Annotated in this window: 19 protein-coding genes; all 19 read left to right on the top strand. The window is 35.8% G+C overall.

From position 1 onward, the window contains the following. Window positions 1–226 precede the first annotated feature (226 nt). Complete coding sequence (gene xerC / locus BLS02_RS10515) at window positions 227–1171, top strand: tyrosine recombinase XerC (RefSeq protein WP_092492960.1); 945 nt, start codon at window positions 227–229, stop codon at window positions 1169–1171. Next, a complete protein-coding gene (gene hslV, locus BLS02_RS10510) occupies window positions 1161–1706 on the top strand; it encodes an ATP-dependent protease subunit HslV (RefSeq protein ID WP_092492959.1) in 546 nt (181 codons plus the stop codon). Before xerC ends, hslV begins: the two co-directional genes overlap by 11 nt. Before the next feature lie 20 nt (window positions 1707–1726). Beyond that, the gene (gene hslU / locus BLS02_RS10505) at window positions 1727–3118 is read left to right on the top strand and encodes an HslU--HslV peptidase ATPase subunit (protein WP_092492958.1); all 1392 of its coding nucleotides are present in this window, start codon (window positions 1727–1729) and stop codon (window positions 3116–3118) included. Window positions 3119–3145: 27 nt separating this feature from the next. After that, window positions 3146–3925, top strand: coding sequence for a GTP-sensing pleiotropic transcriptional regulator CodY (gene codY, locus BLS02_RS10500; RefSeq protein WP_092492957.1), 780 nt, complete (start codon window positions 3146–3148; stop codon window positions 3923–3925). Window positions 3926–4208: 283 nt separating this feature from the next. Beyond that, window positions 4209–4607, top strand: coding sequence for a flagellar basal body rod protein FlgB (flgB, locus tag BLS02_RS10495; RefSeq protein ID WP_092492956.1), 399 nt, complete (start codon window positions 4209–4211; stop codon window positions 4605–4607). A gap of 2 nt (window positions 4608–4609) precedes the next feature. Further along, window positions 4610–5062, top strand: coding sequence for a flagellar basal body rod protein FlgC (gene flgC / locus BLS02_RS10490; protein WP_092492955.1), 453 nt, complete (start codon window positions 4610–4612; stop codon window positions 5060–5062). Between the two features lie 18 nt (window positions 5063–5080). Further along, complete coding sequence (gene fliE / locus BLS02_RS10485; RefSeq protein ID WP_092492954.1) at window positions 5081–5386, top strand: flagellar hook-basal body complex protein FliE; 306 nt, start codon at window positions 5081–5083, stop codon at window positions 5384–5386. 368 nt (window positions 5387–5754) lie between these two features. Beyond that, a complete protein-coding gene (gene fliF / locus BLS02_RS10480; RefSeq protein WP_092492953.1) occupies window positions 5755–7350 on the top strand; it encodes a flagellar basal-body MS-ring/collar protein FliF in 1596 nt (531 codons plus the stop codon). 14 nt (window positions 7351–7364) lie between these two features. Next, window positions 7365–8375: a flagellar motor switch protein FliG gene (fliG, locus tag BLS02_RS10475; protein WP_092492952.1), complete on the top strand. Its 1011-nt coding sequence runs from the start codon at window positions 7365–7367 to the stop codon at window positions 8373–8375. After that, a complete protein-coding gene (fliH, locus tag BLS02_RS10470) occupies window positions 8368–9132 on the top strand; it encodes a flagellar assembly protein FliH (protein WP_175559476.1) in 765 nt (254 codons plus the stop codon). The genes fliG and fliH overlap by 8 nt, the downstream gene beginning before the upstream one ends. Further along, window positions 9129–10442, top strand: a complete 1314-nt coding sequence (gene fliI / locus BLS02_RS10465; protein ID WP_092492950.1) for a flagellar protein export ATPase FliI — start codon at window positions 9129–9131, stop codon at window positions 10440–10442. Before fliH ends, fliI begins: the two co-directional genes overlap by 4 nt. Then, window positions 10442–10888, top strand: a complete 447-nt coding sequence (fliJ, locus tag BLS02_RS10460) for a flagellar export protein FliJ (protein WP_092492949.1) — start codon at window positions 10442–10444, stop codon at window positions 10886–10888. Before fliI ends, fliJ begins: the two co-directional genes overlap by 1 nt. Before the next feature lie 5 nt (window positions 10889–10893). Then, entirely contained in the window at window positions 10894–11493 is a 600-nt protein-coding gene (locus BLS02_RS10455; protein ID WP_092492948.1) for a MotE family protein, read from the top strand. 36 nt (window positions 11494–11529) lie between these two features. Next, the gene (locus BLS02_RS10450; protein ID WP_092492947.1) at window positions 11530–12912 is read left to right on the top strand and encodes a flagellar hook-length control protein FliK; all 1383 of its coding nucleotides are present in this window, start codon (window positions 11530–11532) and stop codon (window positions 12910–12912) included. 9 nt (window positions 12913–12921) lie between these two features. Further along, window positions 12922–13419, top strand: a complete 498-nt coding sequence (gene flgD / locus BLS02_RS10445; protein ID WP_092493240.1) for a flagellar hook assembly protein FlgD — start codon at window positions 12922–12924, stop codon at window positions 13417–13419. Window position 13420: 1 nt separating this feature from the next. After that, the gene (locus BLS02_RS10440) at window positions 13421–13792 is read left to right on the top strand and encodes a TIGR02530 family flagellar biosynthesis protein (protein ID WP_092492946.1); all 372 of its coding nucleotides are present in this window, start codon (window positions 13421–13423) and stop codon (window positions 13790–13792) included. A 122-nt stretch (window positions 13793–13914) separates the two neighbouring features. After that, on the top strand, window positions 13915–14805 hold the full coding sequence (flgG, locus tag BLS02_RS10435; protein ID WP_092492945.1) for a flagellar basal body rod protein FlgG: 891 nt from the start codon (window positions 13915–13917) through the stop codon (window positions 14803–14805). A gap of 51 nt (window positions 14806–14856) precedes the next feature. Continuing rightward, window positions 14857–15078, top strand: coding sequence for a flagellar FlbD family protein (locus BLS02_RS10430; RefSeq protein WP_092492944.1), 222 nt, complete (start codon window positions 14857–14859; stop codon window positions 15076–15078). Continuing rightward, a complete protein-coding gene (fliL, locus tag BLS02_RS10425; RefSeq protein WP_092492943.1) occupies window positions 15068–15490 on the top strand; it encodes a flagellar basal body-associated protein FliL in 423 nt (140 codons plus the stop codon). Before BLS02_RS10430 ends, fliL begins: the two co-directional genes overlap by 11 nt. Window positions 15491–15499: the final 9 nt, after the last annotated feature.

The following is a 15499-nucleotide window of genomic DNA, read 5'->3' as shown; positions in this document are numbered from 1 at the left end:
TTGATTGTTGACTATTGAATATGAAAAAGATATAATTACGCATTGGTAAGATTATTTACTTGACAGACTTAGGTTCCCCCCGAATATTATTGATACGGGTAACCTTATCTTATTAGAGTGGAAGACATTGAGTCCAATTCAGAATTTTGTTACAATTTAGTTAAGTTTATTGCTTTCCTAATTATTCTGTGATATGATTTATTCGCTGTTTGAACGAGGTGGAAAATTGAATCATTTTAAAAAATCCAGCGAGGCATTTATTGAGTATTTACAAATAGAGAAAAACGCTTCGCAATACACTGTCAAATATTATCTAAATGATCTGGAAACCTTTTTCGCTTTTTTATACCAAGAGGGAATTGATAATCTTCAAGAAGTTAATTATCAGGAGATTCGCTTGTTTTTAACAATTTTATACGACCGAAAGTTAAGCAGGAGATCTGTATCAAGGAAAATTTCCAGCATTAGAAGTTTTTATAAGTTTTTGGAACGTGAAGATCAAGTGACTGGCAATCCATTCGTTAATGTGACTCTTCCCAAGGCTTCTAAACCAATACCTAGCTTTCTTTATATGGAAGAATTGGAAAAGTTATTTGAAGTGAATGATTTATCCGATCCTGTTGGACAGCGAAATCAAGCAATAATTGAGACACTCTATGCAACTGGTATACGAGTAAGTGAGTGTCAAGGGATGTTATTGGAAGATATTGATTTCACTATTGGTACAATGTTTATAAAAGGGAAGGGTAGAAAAGAACGATATATACCATTTGGACGATTTGCAGAAGTTGCATTGGATACCTACATAAATGATGGAAGGAATAAACTTTTAGATAAAGCTAATAGTTCTACAAACTCCGTCTTTCTTAATGCTAGAGGTGCTCCGCTGACTTCAAGAGGAATGAGACTGATTCTCAATAAGATAGTTGAAAAAGCAGCATTAACAGTACATGTTAACCCACATAAACTGAGGCATACATTTGCAACACATATGTTGAATGAGGGTGCTGATCTCCGTACAGTCCAAGAATTATTAGGGCACGAAAATTTATCAGCTACTCAAATATATACACATGTAACAAAGGATCGTTTGCGTAGTGTATATATGAATAGTCATCCAAGAGCAAGTGATAAATATTCAGATCAAAGAGGTGATGATAGTGGCAGCTGAAATGCATGCTACAACGATTTTTGCTATTAAACATGACGATCAATGTGCAATGAGTGGCGATGGGCAGGTTACATTAGGAAATGCTGTTGTCATGAAACATAAAGCAAAAAAAGTTCGTACATTATTTAATGGGCAGGTGTTAGCTGGGTTTGCAGGGTCTGTTGCGGATGCTTTTACTTTATTTGAAAAATTTGAGGGGAAGCTTGAAGCATATGACGGAAATCTTGCTAGAGCTTCTGTGGAGTTAGCAAAAGAATGGCGTAGTGATAAAGTTCTTCGTAAATTAGAGGCTATGCTAATTGTGATGAATAAAGAGAACATGTTCCTTGTGTCTGGCACTGGAGAAGTCATTGAACCTGACGATGGTATACTTGCAATAGGTTCTGGTGGAAACTATGCATTAAGTGCTGGGAGAGCTTTAGTAAGATATTCAGAAAGTTTAACAGCGAAAGAGATTGCCAAAGCAGCGTTGGAAGTAGCGGGTGAAATATGTGTCTATACAAATGACCATATTACATTAGAGGTACTTGATTAATGAGGAGGCCTTCGTGAATAATGAGTATTGATTTTACGCCAAAACAAATTGTGGGTCAGTTAGATAAGTATATAATTGGTCAGGATAATGCAAAAAAATCGGTTGCTGTAGCATTGAGGAACCGGTACCGCAGAATGAAGCTTGATGAGGATATTAAAGAAGAAATAGTACCAAAGAACATTTTAATGATTGGACCAACAGGAATAGGAAAGACTGAAATTGCCCGCAGACTGGCTAAATTAGTTAGTGCACCTTTTGTGAAAGTTGAGGCAACGAAGTTTACTGAAGTTGGTTACGTTGGTCGTGATGTTGAATCAATGATTCGTGACCTGGTTGAAATGTCTATGCGGATGGTTAAAGAAGAAAAAATGAGTGAAGTAATGGGCAAAGCAGAGACTGAAGCTAATAAAAAACTAGTTCAATTACTGGTACCACAAGCAAAAAAGCAAAATAGTATGAAAAATCCGTTTGAAATGTTATTCTCGGCTGAGGAAGAGAACGATGAGGGTGAAAATGCACCAAAAGATGAGGAAATTAAGAATAAACGTAAGCGGGTAGAAAATCAGTTATCCCTTGGAGAGTTAGAGGATAATTTAGTAACAATTGAAATTGAAGAAGTGCCACCATCAATGTTTGATATGCTTCAGGGATCAGGAATGGAGCAAATGGGCACAAACATGCAAGATGCTTTAGGTCAATTTATGCCTAAGAAAAAGAAAAAACGTAAACTTCCTGTTTCTGAAGCAAGAAAAATTCTAACACAGCAAGAAGCGCATAAACTGGTTGACATGGAAGAGGCTGGTCAAGAGGCTGTTCAGCGTGCCGAGCAATCAGGCATAATATTTATCGATGAAATTGATAAGGTTGCAGCAAAACAGGATAATTCTGCAAATGTTTCAAGAGAAGGGGTACAGCGCGATATTTTACCTATTGTTGAAGGATCTACTGTAGTAACAAAACATGGTCCTGTGAAGACGGATCACATGCTTTTTATAGCTGCAGGTGCATTCCACATGGCAAAACCTTCTGATTTAATACCTGAATTACAAGGAAGATTTCCAATCAGAGTAGAACTTGAAAAGCTAACCGTTGAAGATTTTAAACGAATTTTGAAAGAACCATCAAATGCTTTGTTAAAACAATATACTGCATTGATTAAAATTGAAGGTATAAATGTTGTTTTTACGGACGAAGCTATAAATAGACTGGCAGAAATTGCCTATCAAGTTAATCAGGATACAGATAATATTGGTGCAAGAAGACTCCATACCATCTTAGAAAAGCTTTTAGAAGATTTATCGTTTGAAGCACCGGATATTAATATGGAAACAATTGATATTACGAAAGAATATGTCGATAAAAAATTAAGTAATATTGTTAAAAACAAAGATTTAAGTCAATTTATACTATAAATCGAATTAACGAAATGGAGGATCATTATGGAACTTTTAGATCGCGCAAGAAAAATTAACGCTATGTTGCAAAAAGCAACAGGAAAATCGGTGAACTTTAATGAGATGTCTGCATCCTTAAGAGATGTAATCAAAGGTAATATTTTTATCTTGAGCAGACGAGGAAAGTTGTTAGGGTTTGCAATTAACCAGGAAATCGAGAATGAACGCATGAAATCTATGCTTGAGGAAAGGCAATTTCCTGAGGAATATACAGATGGATTATTCAATATTCATGAAACTACTGCAAACCTTGATATTGATAGCCCTTATACTGCATTCCCAGTAGAAAATCGTGAATTATTCGGTAGTGGCTTGACTACTATTGTTCCGATAATTGGTGGAGGAGAACGTCTGGGTACACTTATATTAAGCAGATTAAATGATAGTTTTAGTGATGATGATTTACTTCTTGCTGAATATGGATCAACTGTAGTAGGCATGGAAATATTGCATGAGAAAACAGAAGAAATTGAAGTTGAAGCTAGAAGTAAAGCAGTAGTCCAAATGGCAATTAGTTCTCTGTCCTATAGTGAATTAGAGGCAATTGATCATATTTTTGAAGAATTAAATGGTAACGAAGGACTGCTGGTTGCAAGTAAAATTGCAGACAGAGTTGGAATTACCAGGTCAGTCATTGTTAATGCTTTAAGAAAGCTCGAGAGTGCTGGTGTAATTGAGTCACGTTCACTTGGAATGAAGGGTACTTACATTAAAGTATTAAACAGTAAATTCCTCGTAGAATTGGAAAAATTACGTTCAAGATAAAACATTCATACAAAAAACGGTTATCCCGAGGATAACCGTTTTTTTTTGTATGAAAAAATTTTTTTGAAAGGTAATAATTTCACAAAAATTAACATTTCATATCAATTTCTGTAAAAAAAAGTATGTTTTACATGCTAATAGTCCTAGATAAATTTAACTAATTATTTTTCCCAAAGAGAAAATTGTCGAAATGTGATAGACTTTAAATCTGATATAAATTACAATGTTCGTATACATAAAATAGTTTATGTCGGTCTTTTTACTAAAAGTTAGGAGGATTGCAATGGAATTATTTGGTGGTACATTCCAAAAACTTGAAAACTCCCTTAATTATGCATCGGCTAAAAACCGGACTATTTCAAACAATATTGCAAATGTCGACACACCTAATTATAAGTCAAAAGACGTTGCATTTAAAAATGTGTTAAATGAGGCATTAAATACATCCTTTGAGACAAAGCGAACACATCCGAAACATATATCTTTTAACAATGTAAATACTAACCAATCTTTTCAAACAATTACGAATAGGAATTCTATGTATAACCACAATGGGAATAACGTTGACATAGACAAAGAAATGTCCGACTTAGCAAAAAATCAAATCTATTATCGAAGTTTGGTTGATCGTATGAATGGTAAATTCAGCAGTCTTCAAACGGTAATTAGAGGAGGGAGGTAATTATGTCAATATTTAATGCAATTAACACAAGTGCAAGTGCACTAACAGCGCAAAGGCTTCGAATGGATGTTGTTTCTTCGAATATTGCTAATGCTCAAACAACCAGGGCCACAATGAATGAAAATGGTGAATATGAACCTTATCGACGGAAAATGGTTGTTATGGAACCTAACGGACAAAATTTCAAATCTTTCTTACATAAAGCAACTAACTCATCAGACCAGGGTTCTGGAGTGAAAGTATCAGAAATTACTGAAGATGATGAGCCATTTAAGGTTGTTTATAACCCCAATCATCCAGACGCTGATGAAGCTGGTTATGTAGAAATGCCGAATGTGGACCCATTAAAAGAAATGGTTGATTTAATGAGTACAACCAGATCGTATGAAGCAAATATCACATCAATGAATGCGAGTAAAAATATGTTGTTAAAGGCACTGGAAATTGGAAAATAAAAACGAAGGAGCTATTATATGAACCCTTTAGTAAATGGAGTAACTCAGCCTGCAATTACCAATCCGGGAGCAGGTAAGCCGTCAATTTCACCAGGTGAGGCACAGAGTAACTTTGCAAATTCGTTAAAAGCAGCAATTGAACAGGTGAATGATACACAAGTTGCTTCGAATTCAAAAACTGAGGCAATGGCTAATGGAGAAATTGATGATTTACATAATGTTATGATTACAGCACAAAAAGCAAGCATTACGTTGGAGACCTCTGTACAAGTACAACGTAAAGTAATTGATGCTTATAAAGAAATTATGCGCATGCAGATATAAAGGAAATATCTAGTAGCAACTGAAAAGAGCAAGTGATTATGCTTAGCATTATAGAACCAAAATGGCTGCCGTGTGCAGCCACTATCTACTATAAAAATGCAAACTGGAAGTTAACCTTTGTTGGTAATACTAATTAATTTCATTATTGCATAAGTGCAATTGAGGCATTCGCCATTAGTGCTTGCGCTCCAAAGTATAAGGAATTCTAAGTAGATAAAAACGCTTTCTGGTGATAAGCTAAGTTTTCTAATATTTTTTTGCTCTTTAAACTGTAAAAAATATTCAAACGATTTTTATGAGGTCCTAATAGTTGCTATAGAATACAGAGATAGCTATTAAATAGAAACTGGAATTTGGCGGGGGAATATATGAAGGAAAAATTATTGAAATTCAAAGATACAGCTAAATCTTTTTGGACCAGGCGTACTAAAGGTCAAAAGGGAATATTTATAGGTTCTATTGCAATAGTTGTTGCTTTGATTCTAGCAATAATACTGTTTACATCTGATTCTAAACTAGTTCCTTTATATAATAACCTATCTTTACAAGAAGTCGGACAAATAAAAACTGAATTAGATGCAAGAGGTGTTCCTTATGAGCTGGAAAGTGGAGGTACAACTGTTACGGTACCTGAAAGTAGCGTAAATTCATTACTTGTTGATCTTGCAGGGCAAGGAATACCTAATAGTGGTAATATTGATTACTCCTTTTTCAGTGAAAATGCTTCCTGGGGTATTACAGATAACGAATTCAGTATGATAAAACTGGATGCTATGCAAACGGAATTAGCTAATTTAATAAAAGGTGTAGAAGGAATTGAAGATGCAAAAGTCATGATCAATATGCCTGAAGAGCCTGTTTTTGTTAGTGAATCTGTGCAGGATGCAAGTGCTTCTATAGTGATAAATACACAACCTGGCTATCAGTTTAAAGGCAATCAAATTGATTCATTATATCACTTAGTATCAAAAGCTGTTCCTAATCTGCCTTCTGAAGATATCGTTATTATGAATCAGTATTTTGAATACTTCGACAGGAATACACAAAATGGTGTTGCCAATAAGGATACATATACATATCAGCAGGATGTTAAGCAAGATATAGAACGTGATATAAGACGAAGACTTCAACAGATGCTTGGAGCTATGGTTGGGATGGAGAATGTTATTGTTTCTGTAACAGCTGATGTTGACTTCAGACAGGAAAACCGAGTTGAAGAACTTATTGAGCCAGTAGATGTAGAAAATATGGAAGGTGTACCGATAAGTATTGAAAGTATTCATGAAACCTATACAGGTAACCCTCCGGTCGGCGGAACTGGTGGAACTGGTGAAGAAGACATACCTAATTATGAGGCAACTGAAGAAGGAGAAGATGGTGAATACGAACTTTCTAAAGAGACGATAAATAATGAATATAACCGTATTCGTAAAGAAATTGTTGAGAGTCCCTACAAAATTCGTGATTTGGGAATTCAAGTAGCAGTTGACGAAGTGAAAAGTAAAAATGGGGATGAAATTCAATATTTATCGAATCAGGAACAAGAAACAGTTTCTGCTGGAATGGCATCAATTTTAGATTCTATCATCAGTACATCAATAGATGGGGAATATGGGGAGATTCAGACTGAAGAAAAAACATCTATCGTGTTCCAGGAATTCAGTGAAAGTGCTGATACAGCACAACCAACTACTCCAGTTATTCCATTATGGATGTATATAGCAGGCGGAATATTATTAGCTATTATTATCTTATTAATCTTCTTGTTAGTTCGTAACCGTAATAAGGAAGAAGAGGAAGTAGTAGAAGAGACGATAGGAACTCAAACGAGTGAAGAGCTACCAGAAATAGGTGATGAACAGGACTCTGAATCAGTAGTACGTAAAAAACAATTAGAGAAAATGGCTAAAGATAAACCAGAAGAATTTGCTAAACTTTTACGAAGCTGGATTTCGGAAGATTAAGGAGGTATTTTGAAATGGCAAAACATTCTACTCTCACAGGCAAACAAAAAGCGGCTATCCTCTTAATCTCCTTGGGTCCAGACGTATCTGCTCAAGTGTACAAGCATTTATCGGAAGAAGAAATAGAAAAATTGAGTTTGGAAATTTCTTCAGTAAAAAAAGTTGAATCGAATACGAAGGAAGATGTACTTGATCAATTTCACCAAATTGCTTTGGCGCAGGATTATATTACACAGGGCGGGATTGGGTATGCAAAATCTGTGCTGGAAAAAGCTTTTGGGCAGAGTGAGGCAACTAACATCATAGAACGACTGACATCATCATTACAAGTCAGGCCATTTGATTTTGCACGTAAAGCCGATCCGCAGCAAGTATTAAATTTTATTCAACATGAACACCCACAAACTATCGCACTTGTATTATCCTACTTAGATCCGGAGCAGTCAGGACAAATATTATCCGAGTTACCACAGGAAATGCAGGCAGAGATTGCAAAACGTATCGCAACAATGGATTCAACATCACCTGAGATTATAAGTCAGGTGGAGCAGGTATTAGAACGGAAAATATCTTCCTCATTAACTGAAGACTATACTCAAACTGGTGGTATTGCAGCCGTTGTTGAAGTATTAAATGGTGTTGATAGAAGTACCGAAAAAACAATTTTGGATGCACTTGAAATCCAGGACCCAGAGTTGGCTGAAGAAATCAAAAAACGCATGTTTGTATTTGAGGATATTGTTGTACTGGATAATCGTGCAATACAACGTGTCATACGGGAAGTTGAAAATGAGGATTTACGTCTTTCACTTAAGGTTGCTAGTGATGAAGTAAAGGATATAGTCTTTAACAATATGTCTCAACGGATGGCAGAGACATTTAAAGAGGAAATGGAATATATGGGGCCAGTTAGATTACGAGATGTGGAAGAAGCGCAAACAAGAATCGTGGGTGCCATACGTCGCTTGGAGGAAATTGGCGAAATCGTTATAGCCCGTGGTGGAGGTGATGATATCATTGTCTAATATTTTTTCAAACCAATCACGTACAATGAAAGAAAAACTTATAAAAGTGAGGCCGATTGAGTTAAATAATCAAGATAGCGCTCAGGCTTCTACTGGTTTAGAAGATGATCGAATAAGTATACAATCGGAAATCACTCAGGCACGCGATAGGCTCCAGCAAATACAAGAACAACAAGCGACATTGGTACAACAAACAAATGCTGAAATTGAAAAAGCTAAAGAAAATTGGGAAGCCGAAAGAGAAAAGTACATTAAACAGGCTCAGGATGAGGGATTTGAAAAAGGCTTTGAACTTGGTAAGCAAGAGGGCCAGGACCAATATAAGGAATTACTGACAAATGCTAATAAAATTGTTGAATCAGCAACGAAAGATTATCATTCTACAATTGAACAAAGCGATGAAACTATTTTAGAGCTAGCCATACATGTTGCAGAAAAGATTATCAAGAAAGAGTTAAATGAGAATCCTGACTCATTCATTAAAATTGTTAATACAGCAATTAAAGATATAAAAGACCAGTCTGACCTTTCAATATATTTACACCCAAATAATTATGAACTGGTGATGAAGCAAAAAGATGAAATTGTCCAACTTGTTGATAAGGATTTAAATGTATCTTTCTATATTAATGAACAATTAAAAGAAGATAGTTGTTTGATTGAACATCCCTTTGGACGAATTGATGCCAGTATAGATGTTCAACTCCAGGAACTGCGTGAAGTATTATATGAGGTCAATATGGAGAGTGACCAATGACAACAACAAAATTTTTTGATGCCATTGATCAAGCAGACACATTAAAACGGTATGGGAAAGTATTGCGAGTTGTGGGGCTCATGATTGAATCACAGGGTCCTGATGCAAATATCGGTGAAGTTTGTCTGATTCATAGCTCGACTAATAAAAAACCAGTCATGTCTGAAGTAGTTGGTTTTAACAATGAAAAAATTATTCTTATGCCATACGCGCAGGTAACTGAAATCGGCCCAGGATGTTTAGTAGAGTCAACAGGAGAAGCATTGTCAGTGAAAATCGGACGAGGTTTAATTGGTAAAGTAGTTGATTCGCTTGGCAGGTGTTTGGATGATTCTAAACTTCCAAAAGGGTTGTCAAGTTATTTAACGGAGCAATCACCACCAAACCCACTATCACGTGCGCCCATATCTGAGCCAATCCAGGTGGGGGTTAAGGCAATTGATTCGTTGTTAACAGTAGGTAAAGGGCAAAGGATAGGTATATTTGCAGGTAGCGGCGTTGGTAAAAGTACTTTACTTGGCATGATAGCTCGTAATAGTAGCGCAGATATAAATGTGATTGGTTTAATTGGTGAGCGAGGCAGGGAAGTTCGAGAGTTTATTGAGAATGACCTGGGAGATGAAGGGTTAAAAAAGTCTATTGTAGTGGTAGCAACATCTGATCAGCCAGCTTTAATGCGAATAAAAGGAGCATATACCGCAACTGCAATTAGTGAATATTTTCGAGACCTAGGATTTCAAGTTAATCTGATGATGGATTCTGTAACAAGGGTTGCAATGGCGCAAAGAGAGGTTGGTTTAGCGACTGGAGAGCCACCAACAACAAAAGGCTATACCCCGTCTGTATTTGCTACATTGCCTAAACTATTGGAACGAACAGGCACAAGTGAAAATGGAACTATAACGGCATTCTATACTGTTCTGGTAGACGGTGATGATATGAATGAACCAATTGCTGACACAGTTAGGGGTATACTGGATGGTCATTTTGTATTAGATAGAAACTTAGCTGAACAAGGTCAATTTCCTGCTATTAATATATTAAAGTCGATTAGTAGAGTAATGAATCAGGTTTCTAGTAAACAACATTTGGATGCTGCGCAAAAAATAAGGACATTAATGGCTACTTATGAAGAGAATAACGAATTAATTCAAATTGGTGCTTATAAGCGGGGAACTAATCAGGAAATCGATAAGGCAATATCATACCACCCAAAGATACAGGAGTTTTTGAAGCAAGAAATATTTGAATACCAAACGCTTGAAGAATCAATTAATCAGATGCAAAAGTTGCTTAATGGAGGAATTTGATGGCAGAGACAGTTGCATTATCCAAAATATTAAATGTACGTGAAAGTGAAAAGAGAGATGCACAAAAAGCATATCAGCAATCAATTGATTTCTTTGAGGAAATAGCTACACAATTGTATAACCTACTAAGAAAAAAAGAAGTAGCTGAAGAATCATATGAAGGATATCTCCATCAAACAACACCAATAGATAGGATTAAAGAGCAAGTAGGCTATATAGAAATATTGAATAACCAGATTGTCAAACTTCAGCATGATGTACAAAAAGCAAGAAATGAAATGGATACTAACCATGAGAAACTAACCAATGCGTTTGTTGAAGTGAAAAAGTTTGAAAAAATAATTGAACACAGGCATAAGGCAGATGAAGAGCTTACTAAGAAGAATGAAAATGCTCAAATGGATGAAATTTCTATGCAGCAATATTTTAGCCAGAAAATTAGGTGAGAAATATGGTGAAGGATAATAATAAACAACAAAATAAAACAAATCCAATTCTATGGTTCTTTTTTGCCATTGTAATTCCATTTATTGTTGCGGTAACTTTAACAATAATTATATTTACAGTTGCTGGTGTTGATGTTATCGGTTGGGCTAAAAGTACTGGAAATAGTATACCAGTTGTATCTTCTATGATCACGACGGATAAAGAGAAGAATGAACAGCGAGAAGAACAGAAGACGAAGAATATTATTGCTACTAAAGATGAGAAAATATCACAACTGAATCAGAAAGTGTCTAATCTCGAGTCTACCGTCGGACAATTGGAACAGGAAATTGTCAAACTTGAGAACAGTAATTCCGATGAGAATAAGAGCGAATCAGAAACCTCTGATGATGCAGCTGAATCAGGGGAGGATTCAATTAAAGCGATTTCTTCATCTTTTAAGGAAATGGATAGTGAACAGGCAGCATTAATTATTGAAAATATGGAGCAAGATTTAGCTGTAGGAATACTTAAGAAATTACCTAATGATGTGCGTGGGAGAATTTTTGAAGAAATGGAACCTGATTTGGCTGCAGAGTTGACTCAATTGTTTGTAACAAACTAATTCTTATGTGACTTAACTTGAAAGGGGGTGAGAAAGATGAATGCGATTGGAACTATTTTTCAACAGGTAATGCAAACACGAGGAGCATTGGAGCAAAACTCCAGAAAGGGCACACCAGATAAACAGTCTGTTTTTCAAAATTTATTGTCAGGCTCAAAAACGGGAGTAACCGAACAATTAAGTAGCGAAGATAACTCACAGGATGAAATGTCTATCGTTAACATGCTGATGGATACAAGTGATGTTCAAAAGCTAATTAATAGTGCAGCCTCAGAAGAAGAAGCAATGCAAAAGTTAGTGCAAGCTATTAAAAGCATTGCTACAGGAAAAGAGGGCTCGTTATCGGAAGAAAAAGCAATGCAAATGTTGGAAGCTACAATTAATAGTATTGTTGTGGATAATGAGAATGGTGCAGCATTAAAAGCGCAAGTAATGAAAATGCTCGAAGGATCAATTAACAAACTAATATCAGAGCAGAATAGTAAAACAGAAGTAAATGTAGGTTCATTTCTTACTTATTTAGAACAATCAACAGTCTTGAGCAATAAAGCTCTTCAACAACAATTTGAGGCATTGTCCGTAAAAGCTGAAAGATTACTATCACAAATAACGGATCAGAAAAGCGCTTCTAAAGCAGCACCGGTATTACTAAAGTTGCTGGAACAATGGACAGCTCTAGAGAAAAAACAAGATATGAAACAAGCAGTTATTTCACAAGATTCATTTAAAAGCAGTAGTAAAGAACAGGGAATATGGAAAGAACTCTTACAATCTTTTCAAAAGAGAAATCAACTTGTTTCCAAGCAACAGTACAATTCTGATGCGAAAGTAACTAGTAATGATGTAACAAAATGGTTGCAGCATGCAGTAGGAAGTCAAGCAAATAGTGATAAAATATCCGGACAGCAACCCATGTCAATGACATCATCGATTCCTTTATCAAAGGTTGAACAATACGTTATTCATATGAATCAAAATCAAAGTAACAATACAGTAGACAAACAATTAATAGATCAGTTCCAAAAAGTTATGAAAACTAGCAAATTCTTAACAATGCAAAATGGTACATCGCAGTTAAATATCACATTACGGCCGGAAAACCTTGGTGACATGATGGTCAAACTGACACAAATGAATGGGGAAATGACCGTTAAAATAATGGTTACTTCTCATGCTGCTAAAGAAATGCTTGAGTCGAATATGCACCAACTGAGAAACATGTTTTCACCACAACAGGTAGTGGTTGAAAAGCAGGAAGTATCATCTCAACAAGCGCAAACGAATCAAAGTGAACAAGATGATGAACACAATAGTAGACAGGAACAAGGTCAGTCCAATCACTCTGAACAGGACGATCAAGAAGAAGATAATGATTTTGAGACGCAATTTCAAAATATCTTAATGAATGAGAAAGTGTAGGTGAAAAACATGACAACTATAGATCCATCACTATATTTAAATAACCAATCGACAGAGCGGGTTCCAAGTCCTGATTTAGGTAAAGATGAATTCTTGAAGATTTTAATGACCCAGCTGCAAAATCAGGATCCAACAAATCCAATGAAGGATCAAGAGTTTGTATCTCAAATGGCATCATTTTCATCCCTGGAACAAATGATGAATATGACGAACTCAATTGATAATCTTGTACAAAATCAAACGGTTTCTCCAATACTAAAAAATAGTCATATGATTGGCAAAGAAGTTTCTTATCAAGCTTATGATGAAGAGACTGGAGAAAAAATCGGCATTGAAACAAGTAAAGTTACTGCTGTAAGTCAAGATCAAGGTTGGGCTGTACTGGAACTTGAGAATGGTGAAAAGATTTATGCAGATTCGATTACACAGGTGAGCGATCCAGATGCGAGTTCAGATAGTGGTACTGAAGAAAATGTAACAGGGCCTTCTCCTGAAGGAAGTGAGTAATATGGATCGCATTAATCAGTTACAGCAGCATCATGCAATGCCATTACCACCAGTAAGGAAAACAGAAACAAAGAATGAATCAACTAACTTTAAGGACATTTTAGCAGAGATACACCATCCTAAAGTCAGTAAGCACGCCAAAGAACGCTTAAATGAACGAAATATAACGATAAGTGAAACGCAATGGCAAGCAATTTCAGAAAAAATGACTGAAGCTAAACATAAAGGTGTAACGGATTCATTAGTTGTTACGGATAACGCTGCTTTGCTTGTAAGTACTAAAAACAATACTGTCGTAACAGCAATGAACAAGGAAGAAGCAACAAGCAAAATTTTCACCAATATTAATGGAACAATACTAATAAACGAATAGGCTGGACCCGATTGGGAGGCCCATTAAGCTGTTGAATGAGTGATACAGCTAAAATAGTGGATGCACTTCTATTAGTCGCTGAAGCTAGATTTGATAAAAACCAATAAAGGGGAGAAATAATTATGTTACGTTCAATGTATGCAGGTATTTCTGGAATGAAAGGTTTTCAAACGAAATTGGATGTTATTGGTAATAATATTGCCAACGTAAATACTGCAGGGTTTAAAAAGGGACGTGTAACGTTTCAGGATATGATGAGTCAAATGTCATCAGGTGCACAAGGTGCAACAGATACTCGTGGTGGTGTAAACCCAGCACAGATTGGATTAGGTTCACAAATGGGTTCAATTGATAACATCCATACACAAGGTTTCCGTCAAACAACGAATAATCCGCTAGATTTTTCATTGGAAGGTGATGGAATGTTCGTTGTTGCAAGTGATATAGCTAGAGATGATCCTCAAGGCGATATATTTGACCCAAGTAACCCTAATGAACTTGATAATATTAATTTGGATAATTCAAATGTTTCTTACACTCGAGCGGGAAATTTTTATCTGGATACAAATGGGAACATTGTGAACTCTGATGGATTATATTTAATGGGCTCTGCTAATCAGGGCGACACTGGGAATATTTCTGCACTCAACATTCCTGAAACAGCACAAAGTTTCAGTGTACAAACAAATGGTACTGTAAATTATATTGATGCAGATGGTAATACTCAAGTAGCCGGGCAAGTTGCTCTTGCAAGTTTCTCAAACCCAGCCGGTCTTCAAAAAGCAGGTAGTAACTTGTATTTAAATACGGAGAACGCGGGTTATACCGGGTTATCTGAACCTGAAACTGATGGAGTTGCATCAATAGTCAGTGGTTCACTAGAAATGTCAAATGTGGACCTTGCCTCAGAATTTACTGAGATGATTACAGCACAGCGTGGATTCCAGGCTAATACTAGAATCATTACAACATCAGATGAAATTCTTCAAGAACTGGTGAATTTAAAACGATAATGTAGGGAGGTAGGGGGTGTCCATCAATAAGGTGGCACTCCCGCCATAAATATGGTTCAGCTTACTAGACTAAATGGAGAACTATTTCTATTAAATGCAATTATGATTGAACAGATTCAATCACATCCAGATACGACGATTACATTGATGAATGGTAAGAAAATTGTTGTCAAAGACTCTGAATCTGACGTTCAACAAATAGTAACAGACTATTATCGTAAAATCGGTTTAAATGGATGGTTTAAAGAAGTGGGTGATGTTAATGAGCGGTAGACTGGGGAAAACGATGGTGACATCAATAAGTATTTTATTGTTGGCTGGTGTAGTTGCACTTATAGTAGTTTTAAATTTTACCGGTGATAAAAATAACGGCAATGCACAATCAATTGATGAAATCGTAGAAAATTCGTATCAAACTTCTGAAATCACTACCGATTTACAAGATGGCAGTTTTGTACGAATTCAATTTCAAATTATAACGGATAGTAAGGACGCGAAGGAAGAAGTTATAAAAAGGGAATTTCAGCTTAAAAACATCTTAATAAAAGAACTTGCTAAAATGAATGAAGAAGATTTCAAATCAGGATTATCAAATTTAGAAGATGTTGTTCAGTTAGAATTAAATAAGGTAATGACAAAAGGTAGCATTACAGATGTGTATACAATAAATAAAATATTACAGTAGTAAGGTAAA

The organism is Virgibacillus salinus (genome assembly GCF_900102415.1).
In the GTDB taxonomy this organism is placed as follows: domain Bacteria; phylum Bacillota; class Bacilli; order Bacillales; family Amphibacillaceae; genus Lentibacillus; species Lentibacillus subterraneus.
This window is presented reverse-complemented; position numbering and strand designations above follow the sequence as displayed.

What these genes read in the sequence shown, in the direction of transcription:
- hslU (WP_092492958.1), top strand. Translation starts at nt 1,727, where the DNA reads ATGAGTATTGATTTTACGCCAAAACAAATTGTGGGTCAGTTAGATAAG.
- flgD (WP_092493240.1), top strand. Translation starts at nt 12,922, where the DNA reads ATGACAACTATAGATCCATCACTATATTTAAATAACCAATCGACAGAG.
- BLS02_RS10440 (WP_092492946.1), top strand. Translation starts at nt 13,421, where the DNA reads ATGGATCGCATTAATCAGTTACAGCAGCATCATGCAATGCCATTACCA.
- fliF (WP_092492953.1), top strand. Translation starts at nt 5,755, where the DNA reads ATGAAGGAAAAATTATTGAAATTCAAAGATACAGCTAAATCTTTTTGG.
- BLS02_RS10430 (WP_092492944.1), top strand. Translation starts at nt 14,857, where the DNA reads ATGGTTCAGCTTACTAGACTAAATGGAGAACTATTTCTATTAAATGCA.
- BLS02_RS10450 (WP_092492947.1), top strand. Translation starts at nt 11,530, where the DNA reads ATGAATGCGATTGGAACTATTTTTCAACAGGTAATGCAAACACGAGGA.
- fliJ (WP_092492949.1), top strand. Translation starts at nt 10,442, where the DNA reads ATGGCAGAGACAGTTGCATTATCCAAAATATTAAATGTACGTGAAAGT.
- codY (WP_092492957.1), top strand. Translation starts at nt 3,146, where the DNA reads ATGGAACTTTTAGATCGCGCAAGAAAAATTAACGCTATGTTGCAAAAA.
- fliE (WP_092492954.1), top strand. Translation starts at nt 5,081, where the DNA reads ATGAACCCTTTAGTAAATGGAGTAACTCAGCCTGCAATTACCAATCCG.
- flgC (WP_092492955.1), top strand. Translation starts at nt 4,610, where the DNA reads ATGTCAATATTTAATGCAATTAACACAAGTGCAAGTGCACTAACAGCG.
- flgB (WP_092492956.1), top strand. Translation starts at nt 4,209, where the DNA reads ATGGAATTATTTGGTGGTACATTCCAAAAACTTGAAAACTCCCTTAAT.
- BLS02_RS10455 (WP_092492948.1), top strand. Translation starts at nt 10,894, where the DNA reads ATGGTGAAGGATAATAATAAACAACAAAATAAAACAAATCCAATTCTA.
- fliL (WP_092492943.1), top strand. Translation starts at nt 15,068, where the DNA reads ATGAGCGGTAGACTGGGGAAAACGATGGTGACATCAATAAGTATTTTA.
- flgG (WP_092492945.1), top strand. Translation starts at nt 13,915, where the DNA reads ATGTTACGTTCAATGTATGCAGGTATTTCTGGAATGAAAGGTTTTCAA.
- fliG (WP_092492952.1), top strand. Translation starts at nt 7,365, where the DNA reads ATGGCAAAACATTCTACTCTCACAGGCAAACAAAAAGCGGCTATCCTC.
- fliI (WP_092492950.1), top strand. Translation starts at nt 9,129, where the DNA reads ATGACAACAACAAAATTTTTTGATGCCATTGATCAAGCAGACACATTA.